This is a genomic window from Pedobacter borealis DSM 19626 (assembly GCF_000708285.2).
Lineage (GTDB): Bacteria > Bacteroidota > Bacteroidia > Sphingobacteriales > Sphingobacteriaceae > Pedobacter > Pedobacter borealis.
The window spans coordinates 18,361-36,894 of record NZ_JAUG01000009.1; the positions used below are offsets into that span (position 1 = coordinate 18,361).

At 37.4% G+C, this 18,534-nt stretch carries 19 protein-coding genes; 6 read left to right on the top strand and 13 right to left on the bottom strand.

Annotated elements, in window-relative coordinates:
- Positions 1-18: 18 nt before the first annotated feature.
- From AW17_RS04320 to AW17_RS04340, 6 genes are all read right to left on the bottom strand, one after another.
- Positions 19-1,800 carry a sensor histidine kinase gene (locus AW17_RS04320; RefSeq protein WP_029274892.1) on the bottom strand — a complete coding sequence of 594 codons (1,782 nt, stop codon included), beginning with the start codon at positions 1,798-1,800 and terminating at the stop codon, positions 19-21.
- On the bottom strand, positions 1,778-2,413 hold the full coding sequence (locus AW17_RS04325; RefSeq protein ID WP_029274893.1) for a response regulator: 636 nt from the start codon (positions 2,411-2,413) through the stop codon (positions 1,778-1,780). Before AW17_RS04325 ends, AW17_RS04320 begins: the two co-directional genes overlap by 23 nt.
- Before the next feature lie 64 nt (positions 2,414-2,477).
- Entirely contained in the window at positions 2,478-3,152 is a 675-nt protein-coding gene (trmD, locus tag AW17_RS04330; protein ID WP_029274894.1) for a tRNA (guanosine(37)-N1)-methyltransferase TrmD, read from the bottom strand.
- 64 nt (positions 3,153-3,216) lie between these two features.
- A complete protein-coding gene (locus AW17_RS25340) occupies positions 3,217-3,351 on the bottom strand; it encodes a helix-turn-helix transcriptional regulator (protein ID WP_083488629.1) in 135 nt (44 codons plus the stop codon).
- A gap of 104 nt (positions 3,352-3,455) precedes the next feature.
- Positions 3,456-3,983, bottom strand: a complete 528-nt coding sequence (gene rimM / locus AW17_RS04335) for a ribosome maturation factor RimM (protein ID WP_029274895.1) — start codon at positions 3,981-3,983, stop codon at positions 3,456-3,458.
- A gap of 141 nt (positions 3,984-4,124) precedes the next feature.
- Positions 4,125-4,697, bottom strand: coding sequence for a 30S ribosomal protein S16 (locus AW17_RS04340; RefSeq protein WP_029274896.1), 573 nt, complete (start codon positions 4,695-4,697; stop codon positions 4,125-4,127).
- 143 nt (positions 4,698-4,840) lie between these two features.
- On the opposite strand from AW17_RS04340, the gene AW17_RS04345 reads away from it, so the two are divergent.
- Positions 4,841-5,362 carry a 5' nucleotidase, NT5C type gene (locus AW17_RS04345; RefSeq protein WP_029274897.1) on the top strand — a complete coding sequence of 174 codons (522 nt, stop codon included), beginning with the start codon at positions 4,841-4,843 and terminating at the stop codon, positions 5,360-5,362.
- Between the two features lie 59 nt (positions 5,363-5,421).
- Here the strand turns inward: AW17_RS04345 and AW17_RS04350 are convergent, their stop codons facing one another.
- Positions 5,422-8,520, bottom strand: coding sequence for a VIT domain-containing protein (locus tag AW17_RS04350; RefSeq protein ID WP_083488627.1), 3,099 nt, complete (start codon positions 8,518-8,520; stop codon positions 5,422-5,424).
- A gap of 176 nt (positions 8,521-8,696) precedes the next feature.
- On the opposite strand from AW17_RS04350, the gene AW17_RS04355 reads away from it, so the two are divergent.
- Positions 8,697-9,020, top strand: coding sequence for a heavy metal-binding domain-containing protein (locus tag AW17_RS04355; protein ID WP_029274899.1), 324 nt, complete (start codon positions 8,697-8,699; stop codon positions 9,018-9,020).
- 85 nt (positions 9,021-9,105) lie between these two features.
- Here the strand turns inward: AW17_RS04355 and pfkA are convergent, their stop codons facing one another.
- From pfkA to AW17_RS04370, 3 genes are all read right to left on the bottom strand, one after another.
- The gene (pfkA, locus tag AW17_RS04360; RefSeq protein ID WP_029274900.1) at positions 9,106-10,089 is read right to left on the bottom strand and encodes a 6-phosphofructokinase; all 984 of its coding nucleotides are present in this window, start codon (positions 10,087-10,089) and stop codon (positions 9,106-9,108) included.
- Positions 10,082-11,776 (bottom strand): protein-disulfide reductase DsbD family protein, encoded by a 1,695-nt coding sequence (locus tag AW17_RS04365; protein ID WP_029274901.1) that lies wholly within the window; start codon positions 11,774-11,776, stop codon positions 10,082-10,084. Before AW17_RS04365 ends, pfkA begins: the two co-directional genes overlap by 8 nt.
- 157 nt (positions 11,777-11,933) lie before the next feature.
- Positions 11,934-12,356 carry a helix-turn-helix domain-containing protein gene (locus tag AW17_RS04370; RefSeq protein WP_051691633.1) on the bottom strand — a complete coding sequence of 141 codons (423 nt, stop codon included), beginning with the start codon at positions 12,354-12,356 and terminating at the stop codon, positions 11,934-11,936.
- A 157-nt stretch (positions 12,357-12,513) separates the two neighbouring features.
- On the opposite strand from AW17_RS04370, the gene AW17_RS04375 reads away from it, so the two are divergent.
- Complete coding sequence (locus AW17_RS04375) at positions 12,514-12,753, top strand: hypothetical protein (protein ID WP_029274903.1); 240 nt, start codon at positions 12,514-12,516, stop codon at positions 12,751-12,753.
- A gap of 151 nt (positions 12,754-12,904) precedes the next feature.
- Here AW17_RS04375 and AW17_RS04380 read toward each other — a convergent pair whose 3' ends face one another.
- Positions 12,905-13,369: a protein-disulfide reductase DsbD domain-containing protein gene (locus tag AW17_RS04380; protein WP_029274904.1), complete on the bottom strand. Its 465-nt coding sequence runs from the start codon at positions 13,367-13,369 to the stop codon at positions 12,905-12,907.
- Positions 13,370-13,376: 7 nt separating this feature from the next.
- Positions 13,377-14,153, bottom strand: a complete 777-nt coding sequence (locus tag AW17_RS04385) for a biotin--[acetyl-CoA-carboxylase] ligase (RefSeq protein ID WP_029274905.1) — start codon at positions 14,151-14,153, stop codon at positions 13,377-13,379.
- Positions 14,154-14,197: 44 nt separating this feature from the next.
- On the opposite strand from AW17_RS04385, the gene rsfS reads away from it, so the two are divergent.
- The 3 genes from rsfS to AW17_RS04400 all read left to right on the top strand — a co-directional run bounded on the left by rsfS (position 14,198) and on the right by AW17_RS04400 (position 17,327).
- Entirely contained in the window at positions 14,198-14,572 is a 375-nt protein-coding gene (gene rsfS, locus AW17_RS04390; protein ID WP_029274906.1) for a ribosome silencing factor, read from the top strand.
- Between the two features lie 27 nt (positions 14,573-14,599).
- A complete protein-coding gene (gene ftsH, locus AW17_RS04395) occupies positions 14,600-16,618 on the top strand; it encodes an ATP-dependent zinc metalloprotease FtsH (RefSeq protein WP_051691634.1) in 2,019 nt (672 codons plus the stop codon).
- Positions 16,619-16,682: 64 nt separating this feature from the next.
- Positions 16,683-17,327 carry a LutC/YkgG family protein gene (locus AW17_RS04400; protein WP_029274908.1) on the top strand — a complete coding sequence of 215 codons (645 nt, stop codon included), beginning with the start codon at positions 16,683-16,685 and terminating at the stop codon, positions 17,325-17,327.
- Positions 17,328-17,454: 127 nt separating this feature from the next.
- Here AW17_RS04400 and AW17_RS04405 read toward each other — a convergent pair whose 3' ends face one another.
- A complete protein-coding gene (locus AW17_RS04405; protein WP_029274909.1) occupies positions 17,455-18,447 on the bottom strand; it encodes a hypothetical protein in 993 nt (330 codons plus the stop codon).
- Positions 18,448-18,534: the final 87 nt, after the last annotated feature.

Consider the following 18,534-nt stretch of genomic DNA (forward strand, 5'->3'; position numbering starts at 1 on the left):
TACGAAAACAGCTGCAGACTAACAATTGGACGGGATATTAATCTGAATAATAGCGCCTCCGTTTTTAACACTACTGATTTCGAAATTACCTTTGTAGTAATTTACTCTCTTTTCGATATTTTCTAGCCCAAAGCCCTTGCTTGTTTTCTGCAGATCGAAGCCGAGCCCATCATCTGTAAATTGAAAATGGTAATTTTTGGGATATTTATAAAGTTCAATGGTGATTAACTCAGCGCCCCCATGTTTAATGGCATTATTTATAACTTCCAGTGCGATAAGATATAAATCGTAAATCCATTTTTCATCAATTTTATCAGGAAAATCATAACAGAAAAGTTCAATTTTTGCATCCGTTAAACCGGCGTTCAGGCTTGAGATCTGGCTTTGTAAACTAGATATCAAAGCACCTTCATCAAGTGCTTTCGGCAGTATTTTATGAGATATTTCTCTGATATCTTCGGCCAGTTCGTTTATTGTTTGCCTGGCAAGCTCGGCATTCTTCATGTCAAAAAGATGAATAATATGGGCAATCTTGCTCCCTACATTATCGTGAATAATGTTAGCGATGTTTCTCCGCTCACGTAGCTGAACCTCACTAATGGCCCTCAATGAGCTTTCTTTTTCGAAAATAACCTGTTGCATCAGCTCGTTGTTCTTCAAAAAAATATCGATGTAATTTCTTGATAAAACGTAGCCGAACAAAAACACTTCATAAAGACCGATAAACAACATCCAATTATCGCCCAGTGATTTTGGAATAATTTCAAAGGTCTTTAAAATTAAGCAAGCGCCCCATACAAACTGCGGAGCAAAGGCAAGAAGCGCATAAATAGCCTGGGTTTTTTCAATTTTTAGATGCGTTAATGCCGCCCAGAAAAGTACGACGATAGAAGCCAGGAATATGATGTAGCCCAACACAAAAAAGTAACGAAATTCAAAACCCTTATAAAACACCAATAAGGAAATAGAGATTAAAATCAACAAAAAGTTTATGCCACCAAGCACTATGATTAACTTATGCTTAACGGGCTGGTTTTCTTTTAACTTTAAAAAATATCCAAGAAAAATACTCAGGGCAATATACCAAAGTGCTCCAGTGTAAACCCGGCCCTCGCTAAAAAACCTAAACTCGGGAAATAAAACGTGCTTGGCGAAATTGGTTGTAATTGCCGTGTAAAACGCGGTTAGTATAGAATAGCCAATGTAATATCCGTATAACTTGTTTTTAGTCATGAAAAACAATATCCCATTGATCATGAGCAGCAAAAATACCATACCGATAAAAAAAGATGTCAATGCTGTTTTTTGAGATGATTTGCTTTCTAAATAAGCTTGATCTTCCAAACTATAAGAAAAATCTAAAAAGGAAGTCTCTTTTTTAACCCGTACCCAAAGTAATTTTTCTTCACCTGGCTGCAGATTAAGCTCAAATGCCAGGGTTTCAATAAATGGGCTCCGACCGACAGTTCTATCGCCAATGGTTTTAATTAATCTATCTTCATAAAGGCTAAGGCTATCGATATGGTTGTTGTTAAAACACAACCATGTTTTAGCACTTTGTGAAGTGTTTATATTTTTTACAATAAATCTGCACCATACCGCCGCATCTTTGTTGTAGCCGATATTAACCTTGCTATTCTGCTTAAACGGCTGAAATTTTTGTTGTTGGAGTATCCCGCTCGTCCACGATGAGTTTTGATCTACAGCATAGCCGGATACTACCGATATTGATTTGTTTGTGCTTTGTGGCCAGGAGAGTAGCGGGAATAGCAGAAAGCTAATCAAATAGATTATTCTCATGAGCAAATTTAATGAGCGAACTGCTATTATTGATTTCCAGCTTTCGGTGGATGTTCTTCCGATGGGTAGTTACGGTTGTGATGCTGATAAAGAGTGCTTCAGCGATTTCCTTACTGGTTAATCCTTTGATGATTAATTTAATGATCTCTTTTTCCTGTCTAGATATCCGGAATTTATTGACAATTGAACCATCAATGGCGCTATACACACTCTCGCCTTTTTTATAACTCTTATTGGTATAAAACGCTGTGTTTTTATTTGATTCGATAATACTGATAAGCTCTTCGGCAGGTGTTTCCTTTTTCAGGAAAGCATTCACACCTAGTTTCTTTGCTTTTTGAATCAGAAAATCTTCGTAATAAGCAGTGAGAACAATTATTTTGGTGTTTTTTAATTGAGATTTGAGTTCTTCGATCAATACAAACCCATCAAAGTGGTTAATATTTAAATCACAGATGAAAACATCAGCAACGTTTTGCATTAAATGGTTTCTGCAAGAATGCGCATCGCTAAATTTAAAAATTCCATAGTTGTTCCCGGTATTTTTAAGCAATTCAGAAATGCCGTTTAAAAAAAGTAAATGGTCATCACAAATAACGATCTGTTTGGGCATATTATCGGGAACTAGAAGCGTTTCTCCTAAAATAGAATTTACCTTTATAATTTACAAGGAAATTTTACTCTAAAAGATCAGGACGGCGGGTTTTAGTCCGCTCCAATGCTTGTTCATGCCTCCATTCGTTCACCTTAGCTTCATGACCACTTAATAAAACATCGGGCACTTTATGTCCACGCCAATCTGCCGGGCGGGTATAAACAGGAGCATCAAGCAGTTCTCCCTGAAAACTATCAGACAGGGCAGAAGTTTCATCATTTAAAACACCAGGGATTAAACGCACAACAGCATCTACCACAATTGCAGCAGGAAGCTCCCCACCGCTTAAAACATAATCACCAACCGATATCTCCCTCGTAACAAAGATATCCCGTATACGCTGATCTATGCCTTTGTAGTGGCCACACAAAATAATGATATTCCTTTTAATAGATAATTCGTTGGCCGTGCTCTGGTTTAAAGTAACACCATCGGGGCTCATGAAAATAACCTCATCGTATGCTCTTTCTGCCTGAAGTTTTTCGATACAGGCCGCAAAAGGCTCAATACTCATTACCATACCGCTCCCGCCGCCATATTGGTAATCGTCAACACTTTTTTGTTTGTTGGTTGCATAATCCCTCAGGTTATGCACAACAATTTCGGCTATGCCTTTTTTTTGCGCACGTTGCAAAATAGAATGAGCAAACGGACTTTCTAATAAAGCGGGCAAAACTGTTATAATATCGAAACGCATGGTGCAAAGGTAAGCCTTTAGTCCGAAGTCTTTAGTCCGAAGTAGAATTTTTGAAGGCGAATCATTAGTCTCCTTCTTCTAAATCGAATATTTCCTCAACCGGTTTATCAAAAACCTTCGCCATTTTTAAGGCCAATACTGTTGATGGGACATACTTTCCTGATTCAATCGTACTGATTGTCCGCCTGGAAACCTGAATTAAGTATTTTTGATATTAATGTCAAGTATTTTTTACTAAAAGATTGTTTTTTTTACAAAAACACACTTAGCAATAGCAAAAACAAGAAAATATTTTTGATTATTTTAACCTCCCAGATAAACATCCAGCAAACCTTCAGGTAAATCGAGGGTTAATGTTTTTTCATCCTCATCGTATTCTACAATAAAATCTTCATTTAGCGGGAACAGGATTTCGGTTTCTTTATACATCACTGTAGCCACAAATTGCTGCGGATATTCGTTTACTTCCAAAATTTCGCCCAATTCGCCCAAGGTTTCATCTATTGCTAAATAGCCTTTAAAATCGGTATAGAAAAATTCTCCTTCTTCGCGTTCGGGCATTTGTGATAGGGGCAGGTATAGCTTCTTTTTTAATAGCGGCTGCACTTTATCAATATGATCTGCATCATCAAAGTTAAAATAGCCGGTTTTATTGGCCTGTAGTTTTGCCGAAGCCACGAAATATGGAACAAGCTTTCCATTCATATCGGCAAATACCACATCAAATTCGAGTTGTTCGTATTCATCAAATTCGAAAAATACCTGAACTTCTCCCTTTAAACCCCTCGTTTTGGTAACGTAACCAATATAAAATGCTTCTTCGTGTTTCATATAATTGTATTTGTCATCCTGAGGCACGAAGGATCTGCTAATGATGAGACAGATCCTTCGTGCCTCAGGATGACATTTTTAGTTAAAAAAATAGCGTTCCGAATATCCGGAACGCTATTTTATGAGACAAAATAATTAAAATTATTCTGCTCCTTCTTCTTTAGTAGCTTCTGCTGCAGGAGCCTCTTCAGTTGCTTCAGCTTCAACAGCTGGTGCTTCTTCAGTAACCTCTTCTTCAACAACTTCTTCTGCAACTGGTGCATTTTTAGCTGCGATAGCTGCTGCTTTATCTTCTTTTTTCTTAGCTTCTGCTGCTAATGCCGCTTTACGCGCATCCGCTTTAGAAGTAGCTAAACCTTCTGATTTACCAGAAATTTTACCTGCTTTAGCATCTAACCAAGCTGCAAATTTTTCATCTGCCTGTTCTTGAGTTAAAGCTCCTTTTTTAACACCACCTTCTAAGTGTTTTTTGTACAAAACACCTTTGTAAGAAAGGATAGCACGAGCAGTATCAGTTGGTTGTGCACCACTGTTTACCCACGCTAAAGTTTTTTCGAAGTTAATTTCGATGGTTGCAGGATTGGTGTTTGGGTTGTAAGAACCTAAACGCTCAATAAATTTACCATCACGTGGAGAGCGAGAATCTGCTACCACAACGTGGAAAAAAGGTTTTCCTTTTTTACCGAATCTTTGCAATCTGATTTTAGTTGCCATTTCTTTTTGTATTTATGTATTCAACATAGTTCCCGGAGCTTCATGCTGCGGGGCTGCAAAGATAACTAAAATACTGTAAATTAAAAACATAGTTTAATTTCTTTGTTTTCAGGATATTTGCGCCGAAATATTTGCAGGTACAAATGGAAAGAATTGCGATTGATATGGACGAGGTAATTGCCGATGCCCTTGGAAAATTTATTAAACTATATAACCGGGATTTTAACATTCCTTTAGATTTAAAAATTGATGCCGGAAACGAAATCTATCACCATGTCCCGCAAGAGATTAACCAGAAATGGTTCGAATACATCAATGAACCTGGTTTTTTCCGAGATCTTGAAGTTATCGAAGATAGTCAACGCGTAATTAAGGCCTTACAGGAGAAATATGATGTTTATATTGTTTCGGCGGCGATGGAGTTCCGAAATTCATTAGTTGATAAGTACGACTGGATGGCCGAACATTTTCCTTTCATCGATTGGCAGCACATTATGTTCTGCGGAAATAAAATTGTGAATGTTGATATTATAATCGACGACCGCACTAAAAACTTTGTCAATTTTGCTGGCCGCCCTTTATTATTTACATCGCCACATAATTTGCTTCTAACAGAATATGAGCGCGTAGATACATGGGAAGAAGTAGCTGATTTGTTGCTATAATATTATTCATAGGGGTCGACTTAAGTCGACGCCCATGAATGCAATTAATCAATATAATCCTAAAAATTAAATTCGCCTACCAGGTTTCCGCCACTACTTCCAGCCGCCATAGGCAATACAATTACTTTTCTTTGTTGTTTACCTGTGGCATATCGGGTATAAATCTCGGCAGTTACGGTTGTTGGTCCGCTAATGTTAATCTGCCGATCTCCGTAATAATTGACTTCGATTTTATATTTTCCCTTTATTGCTTTTTTAATCATAAATTGTTCGGGACCATAACCTGAAGTAAAATCGTTGCTGATCCTGCCGCCTATTTTTGTTCTTGAATTTCCATAAAACCCTTTTTCACCAGTTGGGTCGGTTAGCCACAGATCGATATCCGTATCATTTTTATTCCAGTTGAGCACCACGCGCACATCTACTGGCAAAGGCTGGATTAACCTTTTATCAATCCCTTTGGTACTTAAGCTATTGTTATGTTTTGCAATCAGGTTATTGATTTCGGATATCACAATCTCCTCGATTCCTTGATCTCGATCGGCAATCTGACTATTATAACTTTGGGTGAGTACCTTATATAAATGATCAAGTGCAGCCTGGTATTGCCCGTTATCTGCTAGTGCCAAAGCATAATCGCGGTAACTCTGCGCATCCATAGGCCTCCATTGCAAAACCTTCTGCGTAATAAAAAGTTCATCTTTATAATTTCCGGTCTGCTTTAATTTATAGGCCAATGTTTTATATAAATCGGCATTTTCGAGGTCCAGATCGGCAATATTACTTAAAATGGTGAGTGCCTTAACACTATCTTTCTGCTGATAAAACCAATTGGCCACATCAAAATAAAACATTGGTGTTGAAACGTATTTCGAGCGCATTTTCAAATAAGCCTGATAAGCACTGTCTGGTTTTCCAACCAGGTTTTTCATATAATCTTTATCACTTTTAAATTCGGGGATAACGATGGCGGGCTGGGTTTCTACCGTTCCTGTGGATCGTGTAACATTAAGCCCCGCTAATTTTCCCTGCGACGGACTCATTATTTCATTTGATGAACCTCGTTGTAAAACTTTTCCACTAATGGTTACTGCTGAGCCTATAACGGATGATTTTCGCTGAGTACCGTATCCCACGACCACAACTTCATTAAGGGCGTTGTTTTCGCTAGCGGCCAATTCCTGCTTCGCAGCCGCAGCGGGCATTCTCATCTGACTTGCCGATTCTGCTCTTCTTCTCTCGCGTATTTGCTCAGCAACAAGTGCGCTTCTTCTTCCTTCCCCAACTGGATCAGAAATTGCAATATTACCTGCAGGATCTCCATGTACATCCCTTTGCCCTGGATCAGGATATCTCTCTTTCTTTTTCCCTGGTTCTTTATAGTAGAAATCGGTATTCCACCAGGTTTTCAGTTCTTTGGTCATGGCTATCGCAGCATTGATTAAATCCTGCTTACGTTCCAGAATTGCAGTTCTGCGCTGCTTTAAAACCGCATTGTAGGCCTGTTGCAATTCAACAGGAGGTACAATATCATAACGCAGGTAATCATCAAGATTTTCTAACACGATGAGGCTGGTATTACGGGTAACAATGCCAAACTGTTTGCTCAAAACACTAATATCATCCTTATTATCTTCATACTGAATGTCCATTTCAGCAATTTTCTTCTGTGCCCAAACACGGCTAACATCAATGCTGCTCAAAGTATGCTCCGTAGCATTTAACCGAACAATTTGTTCTGAAATAACAGTATTTCCAAAACCAAACTGCAACGTAAATTCCGTATTAAACGCATTCATAATACCGGCTAAAGAGAAATGTCCGTTTACATTTACTTTCATTGAAGGATAAGTCTGCCTTACATCTGTTCCATTTTTAATCCCTAAAAACTGAAGGTTGTGCTGGTTCAATTGTTTAAAAGCCTCGGCAACCGAAGTGGAATTGAGGTTTACAAATTGTCCGCCAGTTTTCATACTGATAAATTTCAAGGTGCTATAATCAGCTTTAAACGCTGTGTTGATACAATGAACCGGTTTATTTAAGCTGACCGTATTTTTTCCGAATGTCGAAAGTCCATCAGTAAATAAAATATATTCGTCGGCCTGCAGGCTTTTAGTGTTTATGGCGCTGAAATTTGTTCCCCCATCATACACCAGATTCTTCAGTTTATCTTTTAACTGTGTCCAGTTACCATTTGAGATGACAAAAGTTCCTGCGTTTTTAAAACCATTATTAACTAAGCCCAACTGTATGGTTAAATTTTGTTTTTGCCTGATGATTAAATCCAACAGTTCTATTTCCTTCTCGTTATTGCGCTGCAGACCACTTAAAGATGTATCCCAGATTAAACCAATTTGGTTCGCCCATTGCTTTTGACGGCTTTCAGTTTTAGGAAAAACATTAACCAGAAAATAATAACCTGTTGATGCTTTTTGCATTTGCACTTCAGTCAGATCATTTCGTTTTGGAAGATTAATAGTCAAACCGTTTTTAGGCTGATAGTTGGTTTTATCGATCTGTCCAACATAGGTATTTCCATTGGCTTTTAAATCAAAACTGCCGTCTGGCTGTTCACCAAGTTCTGGTTTTATGATGCTTTCGAAAACGGTAGTTTTTAACGAAAATTTTTCAATGGCCTGGTTATAATCTAATGGCAAATGATACTTTAAAACATTCTTATTATTAAAACTTAACTCTTCTTCATAACCTACAATTATGGTTCTGCTGCCATTTGCAGGTAGGGGATAAATCCTGGTACGGAAATTATTTCCTTCAACTTTTTCCAACAATCCCGGATCTATCCTACGGCGCTCAATACTTTCGAAAACCTCCGTTGCTTTTGCTTTTTCTACTGGAACGGCTTCGCGCATCTTTCCGTTTATATCTAAAGCATAACGGCTAATGCTTACCCCTTCAGGCATAGGGAATGTTAGTTCGCCTTCTAAAATGCGGTTACTGTTATTGTGGAAGGTCATTGTCATTACCGTTGTGGCCACATTTCCCGTAATCTGCACATCAATATTTAACTTTTTAAGTTTAACTGCCTCTTTTTGCTCATTGGTTTCGGCCTGCTGTACTTTTAAGACTGGCATTTGCGCCTGAACAAAAAACATGGCCAATAATAGGGGAAGGGTGAGTAAGATTTTAGATGGTCTCATAATGGTAATTTTAAATAGTGATGCAAAAGCATTAGCGATTACATAAATTTATTTTCGGAGCCTCATCTTTTTTTGGTTTTGGGAGTAAAAGCCCTTTTTAGAAAATCTAAAATGGGCTTTTCTAAAAAAATGTAACATTTCTAAAAAAATTTGTTCTAATTATTAAAACTGAAACTATGTTAGTAACCACAACGCCTTCAGTTGAGGGCAGAAAAATTGTAAAATATATAGGTCTTGTTACCGGAGAAACCATTATTGGTGCAAATATTTTTAAAGATTTATTTGCTGGCATAACAGATATAGTAGGGGGCAGATCGAGTTCTTACGAACGCGTTTTAAGAGAGGGAAAAGATACAGCAGTTAATGAAATGCAACAATACGCAGCCGCATTAGGTGCAAACGCAATTGTTGGTGTAGATTTAGATTATGAAACTGTAGGCAGCGGGGGCAGCATGTTAATGGTGAGTGCCAATGGTACTGCTGTTATTTTAGAAGATTAAGAAATTGCTTATTGCGAAAACTAAGCAAAAACAAGAAAGTCTTTCCGGTGCGGGAAAGACTTTTCTTTTTATATCCTGTTTTTGATTAAAACGAAAGTATATCGATTAATTTAAGCCATTTAGAACTCACTTTTTCAGCATTAATGTGTTTAATGGCATGATCAAAGGGCGTAAAAACAATTTCACGGTTAATCTGGCCAGCCATCACACCGCTTTCGCCATTAATTAAACCTTCTACAGCAGCAACACCTAATCTACTGGCCAGCACACGATCCATACAGGTCGGTTTTCCACCACGCTGAATGTGCCCTAAAACTGAAACTTTAGTATCGTAATGCGGGTATTTTTCCTGCAGAATTTCGCCAACCTTAAATGCGCCACCGGTATCGTCACCTTCGGCAACGATAATAATTTTCGAGGCTTTATCTTTACGGCTATGCTCCAGTTTATGCAAAATGTCGTTTGCATTCATGTTTGCTTCCGGAATCATAATGGCTTCGGCACCCACACCAATTCCACTTCTTAAAGCAATTAACCCAGAGTCGCGGCCCATTACCTCCACTATAAAAAGCCTATCGTGCGATTCGGCCGTATCTCTGATCCTATCCACCGCGTCGATAACAGTATTAATGGCAGAGTCGTAACCAATGGTAAAATCTGTTCCCGCTAAATCGTTATCAATAGTGCCAGGCAAACCAACAATTGGGAAATCGAATTCTTTTGAAAAAATATTTGCGCCTGTAAATGTTCCATCACCACCAATTACAACCAAGGCATCAATTCCATTGGCTTTTAGATTTTCGTAAGCTGTTTTTCTGCCCTCAACGGTTTTGAAAGCTTCGCTGCGTGCGGTTTTTAAAATGGTTCCTCCGCGCTGAATAATATTCGCTACAGATTTGCGGTCCATAGGGATAAAATCATTGTTGATCAGCCCTTCGTACCCACGGATAAACCCGGTTACTTCGATATCATAATAAATTGAGGCTCTTACTACGGCCCTGATTGCGGCATTCATGCCTGGCGAATCTCCGCCAGAGGTTAAAACACCAATATTCTTAATCTTATTCATTTGTTTGTTTCTTAGCAAATTCTGATAATCCATTGTCCAGATATTGCAAATATTTATCTATATTAAATTCTACTCCGATAGGAGGCGAAACTAATTCTTTTTCATCAGTACCCAAAAGTACATAATATGGTTGCGAAATGGTATTAAATCTTTCGGCCTGCAAATGTTTAAATTTTTTACCGACCGTATTCACTTTTGTGCCTAAAATTTTAGAATCAAATTGTTCAGCAACTGGTAAATCAGTTTTATCATCCGTATAAAGCGACACAACAATATAGTCTTCTTTCAATTTTTTAAGCACTCTCGGGTCAGACCAAACCCTGGCTTCCATTTCTCTACAATTTACACAGCCATGGCCTGTAAAATCAAGGAATAACGGTTTTTTCACCTCTTTAGCATAAGCAAGTGCTTCCTGGTAATCGAAGAACCCATCAATATTGTGCGGAATGTGCAGGAATTCTGAATATTTCCGCTTTGGGTGGCTAGGAGTATTGGCTTGACTGGCGCCACCACCATTATCTTGTCCGATTACAAAATCCTGGGTTGACAAAGGAGGCACCAATGCGCTTACCCCTTTTAAAGGTGCTCCGAATAGTCCTGGCACTAAATATAATGCAAATACGAAAGTTGCTGTTGCAATAAATAATCTCGTCACAGAAACATAGGGAAGGTCACTGTCGTGAGAGAACTTAATTTTTCCTAGTAAATAAACGCCCAGGATGAAGGCAAGTACAATCCAGATTGCCAGGAAAATCTCACGGTCTAATATTCCCCAGTGATATGCCAAATCGGCTGTTGAAAGGAATTTTAAAGATAAGCCCAGCTCTAAAAAGCCAAGAAAAACTTTAATTGAGTTTAACCATCCGCCAGATTTTGGCAATCCCGTCATTAAACTAGGGAAAATGGCAAACATGGTAAAAATTACCGCTAGCGATAATGAGAAACCAAACATTACCACAACAGGTGTTAGCAAATCGGTATTAATGGCGACTAAAGAGGTTCCGATCAGTGGACCCGTGCAAGAGAAGGAAACAACCGCTAAGGTTGCTGCCATGAAAAAGATCCCGCTTAAACCTTTAGCATCCGATTTTGCGTCAAGTTTATTTACAAAGGAACTTGGTAAGGTAATTTCGAAAGCTCCTAAAAATGATACGCCAAAAACAATCAATATAAGAAAGATGAAAATATTAAAAAATCCATCGGTAGATATTTCATTTAATGCACTGGCGCCCCAGATCAAGGTAATAATTACGCCTAAACCAACATAAATTACAATGATCGATAAGCCGTAAATAATGGCACTTCTGATTCCTTTTGCTCTGCTTTCGGCTCTTTTGGTAAAAAAACCAACAGTAAGCGGAACCATGGGAAAAATACATGGAAGAAAAAAAGCGGCAATACCGGCCAAAAGGCCTAAACCAAGGGTTACCCAAAGCGATTGTTTCGGGGCATCCTTACCAGCTACCGCAGCTTTTTCTACTTTGTCTGTATCCTTTTTTAGGGTATCTTTTCCCGTTTTTACCTGGCTATTGGCTGCACTATCCTGTGCAGAACCTACTTCGGTAAAAACAATATCATCGGGAGGAGCAGTTGCTGTGGTATCTTGTGTTACAATAGCATAACTCTTAACAGCTGGCAATGTGATAAACATTGTAGCCATTAACAACAATAATAAAACCTTTTTCATTTGTGTGTTTTGTGTGTGTATTTTTTGAAACCGTGAAATTAAGAATAATTTTAGAAACGATTTTTTTTAAACCACCACACCACGTAGATTTTACTTTAAAAAGAAACACTCCCGAAAATTCGGAACTGTTTCTTTTGCTTGACTTTATATATTTTGTTTACTTTTCAACTGCTATATTTCTTAATTTCTCCTCTAATTCAATAATGTGTCTTTCTTGCTGAAGAATTATCTTATTCATTAAATCAAATTCTCTTGCCGAAATAGTTATCTTATCTGCATTTACATCATTATTATCCAGTTTTTTACTTTTATCTCCATCATTAATAAAAACCTCAATGGGTTTATCTAAAATGTTAGCTATTTTAATTAAACGTTCGATAGAAATTTTAACCTCGCCAGCCTCTATTTTTTGATAAGCACTTTGCCCAATACCTAGTTCATTTGCGACATAAGCTTGGGTATAACACTTCTCGTCTCTATACTTGCGAATATCTTCACCAGATATAAATTTTAACTCGTTTCGGGTTAGAATTTGCTCGTTTTTAAAAGCATTGCGCAGATTTTCTGATTTTAAACTCATGACTTAAAATTAATCTGTTTTTGTTTATTAATTGGAATAAATTTATTCCAATTAATAATAAATTGATTCATGTTTAGCATAAAGCTATTCTCATAAAAATAGCTGATTTATCTCTGTCTGTTTACCTTTATAACAGTTTAAATCTTAAAAAATAACAATGAAAAAGTTAACTTTAACATCACCAGCCTTTCAGAAAGGCGAAGTGCTAACTAGAGCACAATTGAAAAAAGTAATGGGTGGGGTAGGTAGTGGAGGAAGTGATGACGCTTGCTCTTCACAGTGCCTCGCTATTGGTAGTCACTGTGGAACAGCTGAAAATCCAGGCACATGTGGCTGGGTATCAGACGCAAATTGCCCTGGCGGAGGCTTCGGTATGTGTTTTATTCCATTTGGATAGTCCTTCAATATATGCATGATTACTATTGAAGACTTTATATTAGTGTTAGTCTAATGCGTTCCAAAATGATGGCTTTATATCAAAATAGGGACAAGTTTTACACAATCATTAGTTAAAAAAGAAAGCTCTCGAATCGAGAGCTTTCAAATCATTATTGCTTTTTCTTATCTTTAACTGGAATACTAAACTCTACCTCTTCTGGTGGAAGACACTGTTTATCGTTACAAACCATAAACTCTACCTTGCCTTTAACAGCTGTTATACCTTTATTTAATTTTACTTTTTGCGTAAAAATTACCGCTTTTTCGAAATAACTTACGTTCATTTTAAAAGTGCTTTCGTATTTAACAATTGCTTTTGGCTCGATTGTTTTGCCAACAAGGCTAAAATCTTTGGAAGGTGCAAAAGTAAATGTAGTTTTTACCGGGCCACCGTCTTTCACATTTTGCGAATAGATATGCCATCTATCCTCGATTGTCGCCTTTAAATATACAATTGCTTCATCTTTGCTAATTTTCTCTGCATAATAAGCCCAGGTAACCGGTTTTTCGATTTGGGCAAATGCACCGGCGATGGTAAAAAGTACCATCGAAAGCACTAGTGTGATTTTTTTCATTATGTGTTTATTTTGTGTGTGTAAATTCAATTTCTTTAAAATTAAAGACTTTTAAGCCATTCTTTGTATCAACCGTTAGCCTACCATCATCTTCAACTCCTGTTATAGTACCTTCAAAAACCGCTCCATTTTGCATATACAACGCTGGAATGTTAAAGTTGTAAAGCCTTGAAAGGTAATCATTTTGTAAAATACTATATTTTCCAGTCCTCAAAATTAAGTAGTATTTTTCCATAAATATGAATAATTTATCCATAATATCCATTAAAAACACATCTCTTTGTAAAATTTGAATGACTGAAGTAGCACGTTGGCTAATACTATCCGAAAATTCGGATTGATTAATATTTAAACCAATGCCAATTACTGATGATTTAATAGAATTGCCTGTCAGTGTATTTTCGATTAATATTCCGCCTAATTTCTTATTTTGGTAATACATATCATTAGGCCATTTTACTTTTACCCCTTCTGGTACAAAGCAAGATAAAGCATCACTAACGGCTAAACTAACGGCCATATTTAAATAAAACTGTTTATTAAGTGGCAAAAAAGAAGGTTTTAAATAAATGCTTGTACTTATATTTTTCCCTGCCTGCGTTTCCCAAACGCTTTCCTGCTGTCCTCTTCCGGCAAACTGATTATCTGCCATAATTACAGTCCCTTCGGCTAATGGCTCGGATTTTGACACCAAATCTTTTAAAAAGTTATTAGTAGAATCAACTTCTTTTAATTTGATTAAATTTTGACCAACAAATAGTGTCGAAAAAGTGTTATTTTGCAAGTGTTGAATTTATAATATTGTAATTCCAAAATTAAAGCATTTTAATGGTAAAAAAGAAAATAGTAGCCCTTTCTACATACCTTTCTGAGTTAGCCGTTCACGGCATACAGGAGAAAAAAGGAGAAGATATAGTGCGGTTAGATCTTAGAAATATTCATACCTCAGTGGCTGATTACTTTATTATTGCGAGCGCCAACTCCAGTACTCAGGTAAAAGCTATTGCTGATAGTGTAGAAAAAGAAATATACAAAGCCACTCAGACCGATCCAAGACATAAAGAAGGTTTTGAATCAGCAGATTGGATTATTCTTGATTATTTCGATGTGGTTGTGCACATTTTTAAAACCGAAAAGCGCCACTTTTATGGCATAGAAGAACTTTGGGGGGATGCAGAAAGCACAAATTATCAAAGCGCATAACCTATAGAACCATTTTGACAAAGACAAATGAACGACAATCAAAATACCAACGAAAAACAAGGAAAAAGAATTCCAAATATTCCTAAAAAACCACAAAAAGGATCAAAATTTAATATTTTCTGGGTTTATGCAGCCATTATCATTGCGATTATAGCAGCACAGTTTTTATTTACTACCGATGGCGGTAAAGAAGTTACCTACCAAAAGTTTGAACAACAGATGTTACTTAAAGGCGACGTGCAAAAAGTTGTTGCCTATAAATCAGACGATTTGGTTCGTGTAGAGGTTTACATCAAAAAAGATAGTTTAGAAAAAAAGAAACTATACGATGCCTATAAAAGCAATAGTACCTTTAGTGTAAATAACACCGCTAGCCCTGTTGTATATTTCAATGCCGGCACAATGGATGGCCTTGATAAACAACTTGCCGATTCGCAAAAAGACCTTCCTGCTAACCAACCAAGGGTATTGGCAGAAAAAACCAGTCGCAGCAATCCGTTAGCAAGCTGGTTCTTAAGTATCATTTTACCCGTGTTGCTTTTAATCGGTTTCTGGATTTTTATGATGCGCAGAATGGGCGGAGGTGCCGGCGGTGGCGGTCAGATTTTCAGTATCGGAAAATCAAAAGCAACTTTATTTGATAAAGAAAGCCAGGTAAACATTACGTTCAACGATGTTGCAGGTTTAGAAGAAGCAAAAACAGAGGTAATGGAAATTGTAGATTTCCTAAAAAACCCTAAAAAATATACCGATTTAGGTGGAAAGATCCCTAAAGGTGCTTTACTTGTAGGTTCGCCAGGCACCGGTAAAACCTTATTGGCCAAAGCTGTTGCAGGCGAGGCTCAGGTTCCTTTCTTCTCGCTGTCAGGATCAGATTTTGTGGAGATGTTTGTAGGGGTAGGTGCATCTCGTGTCCGCGACTTATTTAAACAAGCAAAAGATAAATCGCCATGTATCATTTTTATTGATGAGATTGATGCTATTGGTCGTGCGCGTGGTAAAAACGGTGTAATGGGTGGAAATGATGAACGAGAAAACACCTTAAATCAACTTTTAGTTGAAATGGATGGTTTTGGCACAAATACACATGTTATTATTTTAGCCGCTACTAACCGTGCTGATGTTTTAGATAAGGCCTTATTAAGGGCGGGTAGGTTCGACAGACAGATTTATGTTGATTTACCGGATGTTATCGAGCGTAAACAAATTTTCGAAGTTCACATCACTCCACTTAAAAAATCAGAAGAGCTTGATACGGAATTTTTAGCAAAACAAACGCCTGGGTTCTCAGGAGCAGACATTGCAAATGTTTGTAACGAAGCGGCATTAATTGCTGCCCGTAAAAATAAATCGGCAGTTGATAAACAAGATTTCTTAGATGCAGTTGATAGAATTGTAGGTGGTTTAGAAAAGAAAAACAAAATCATTACACCAGCCGAAAAACGCGCTATTGCGATCCACGAGGCTGGTCACGCCACAGTAAGCTGGTTGTTAGAACATGCGGCGCCTTTAGTTAAGGTTACCATTGTTCCACGTGGACAGAGCTTAGGTGCGGCCTGGTATTTACCAGAAGAGCGCTTAATTGTTCGTCCTCACCAAATGCTTGATGAAATGTGTGCAACTATGGGTGGTAGGGCAGCTGAAAAAGTGATGTTCGATACCATTTCTACCGGTGCACTTAGCGATTTAGAGAAAGTGAACAAACAAGCCAGAGCAATGGTTACCATTTATGGTTTGAACGATAAATTAGGAAACATTACTTATTATGATTCATCTGGTCAGAATGAGTATAATTTCTCTAAACCATATTCAGAGGATACCGCTTTAACTATCGACAAAGAAATTTCGGCATTAATTGAAGGCCAGTACCAAAGAGCAATTAGTTTATTAGAAGAAAATAAAGATAAATTGATCCAATTGGCCGATATCCTGATCGAAAAAGAAGTTTTATTTAAAGACGATTTAGAAGTGATTTTTGGTAAACGATTATTCGAAAACCAAGGAGAAAGCGGAACTCCCGGACATATTACTCCGGTAGAAGCATAAATAAATAATTTCTATTATTACATTTGCTACCCTAGTTTAATTATTAGGGTAGCTTTTTTTTATAATGAAGGATAATACGACAGCGAAAGAACAAATACTAAAAAAGATAAGGAAAGCACTATTAGAGAAGCGCGAAAACCCTTATCCTAATTTAGAAGAAAGTCAATTGTATAAAAAAAATACAGATGAGCTAGAGGTATTATTTGCCGAACAGCTCACCGCTATATCTGGCAACTTTATCTTCTGCGAAGACGGGATCGATTTTTTTGAAAACATGCTACAGTTGGCCGACAAGTTTAAATGGCGAAAAATATACTGCTGGGAACCAGAACTTCAACAGTTTTTAAGCAAATACGAATTTCCCTTTTACCAAACTGATAAAGATTTTGAACAGGCCGAGGTAGGCATTACCCTTTGCGAAGCCTTAATTGCCCGTAATGGAAGTGTAATGGTAACGAACCAGGGTGCTGCAGGAAGAAGGCTTAGTATCTTTCCACATCATCACATCGTGATCGCCAAAACCAGTCAGTTGGTTTTAGATCTTAAAGATGCTTTTCTGTTATTGAAGAATAAATATGGCAATCAAATCCCATCAATGATCAGCAACATTACAGGCCCAAGCAGAACTGCCGATATCGAAAAAACTTTGGTTTTAGGTGCGCACGGACCTAAAGAGCTTTTTGTGTTTCTGATTGATGATTTTAGTTAAGACTTTATTAATTTTGACAAATACTGCTCAGAACTAAAAATGGCAGCAACTACTTTGCTACTGCCATAATCATAGTTTCTGTACTGCACACTTAAATTGCCCAATAATGATTGACTGTTGGACGTTGTTACCTATCTGCTTTTAGTATTTTCTTAACCACCATTTCCCTATTCGCATTAAGGCAATATACATCTTCGTCATAATTGATATATACACGTGAAAGAAAGGGGATAAGATCAGGTTCACCAGGCATTTTTCTGCCACCAACATAAATGGATATGCTTACAAAGCGGCCAGCATCTTTATCCAGTTTTATACTTTTCTTGGTTTTGAGATTGTAAATTTCAACATTTTCGTAACCGGTATAATTATTTCCATAAGAGCGCCATTCTGGAAGGGTTGGGCTTTTACATACCACAAAATAATCATCAGCCAGGTGAAAAATGGTACTAATGGTGTTATCGTTGAAATATCTTTTTCCTTTAATGTCTACTATATCGGCAACATTTAGTTCTCTTCCGTTTGATATTTTATTGGTTTCCTTTAAAAGTACGATTCCAATGTTCTTTGGAAAATTATTTTTGTTTTCGCCCATTACAGCATAAGCCTCTAAATAATCGTTACTCTTTAGCACAGTATCTTTATTCTCGTTTAAAAAACAATTAGTCCGGCCATTGTGGGTAAACATTCCCATTCCCCAACCAGCATAGAGCTGTATATCTTTGCCCAATTTAACTGGTCCTTTCTTTACAGGTGGCTCTGGTTTTTTACTATCGGTTACAGGTGTTTTGCCCATGCTAACATGCACTTCAGTTACTTTATTCTTAGCTGCGTATTCTGCCTGTTTCTTTTTAAAGGCAATTGCATTTTCTGCTTTAAGTTTTTCATTTTTTAAATTATGTGCAGCGGAAGCAGCTTTATCATCCGCAATCTTCTTTTTGCGGGCATCCTCATTTTCTTTGTCACATGCAGGGCACATCAGCTTTCCCTCAGCATTATTCCAGCCTTTAGGTGCAAATCTGCAGTTATAACGGGCATATTCACTCTTCGAAACATGTGATTGTGCATTTACCACCTGTACCATAAACAGGAGCAAAACAATGGTCAAGAAACTTTTCATTTTATTTCGTTTAATTTGTTGTAAAAATAACCGATCAACTAAACGATTTATATACCCTTTACTGGGTATATTTAGTACACGACTTAT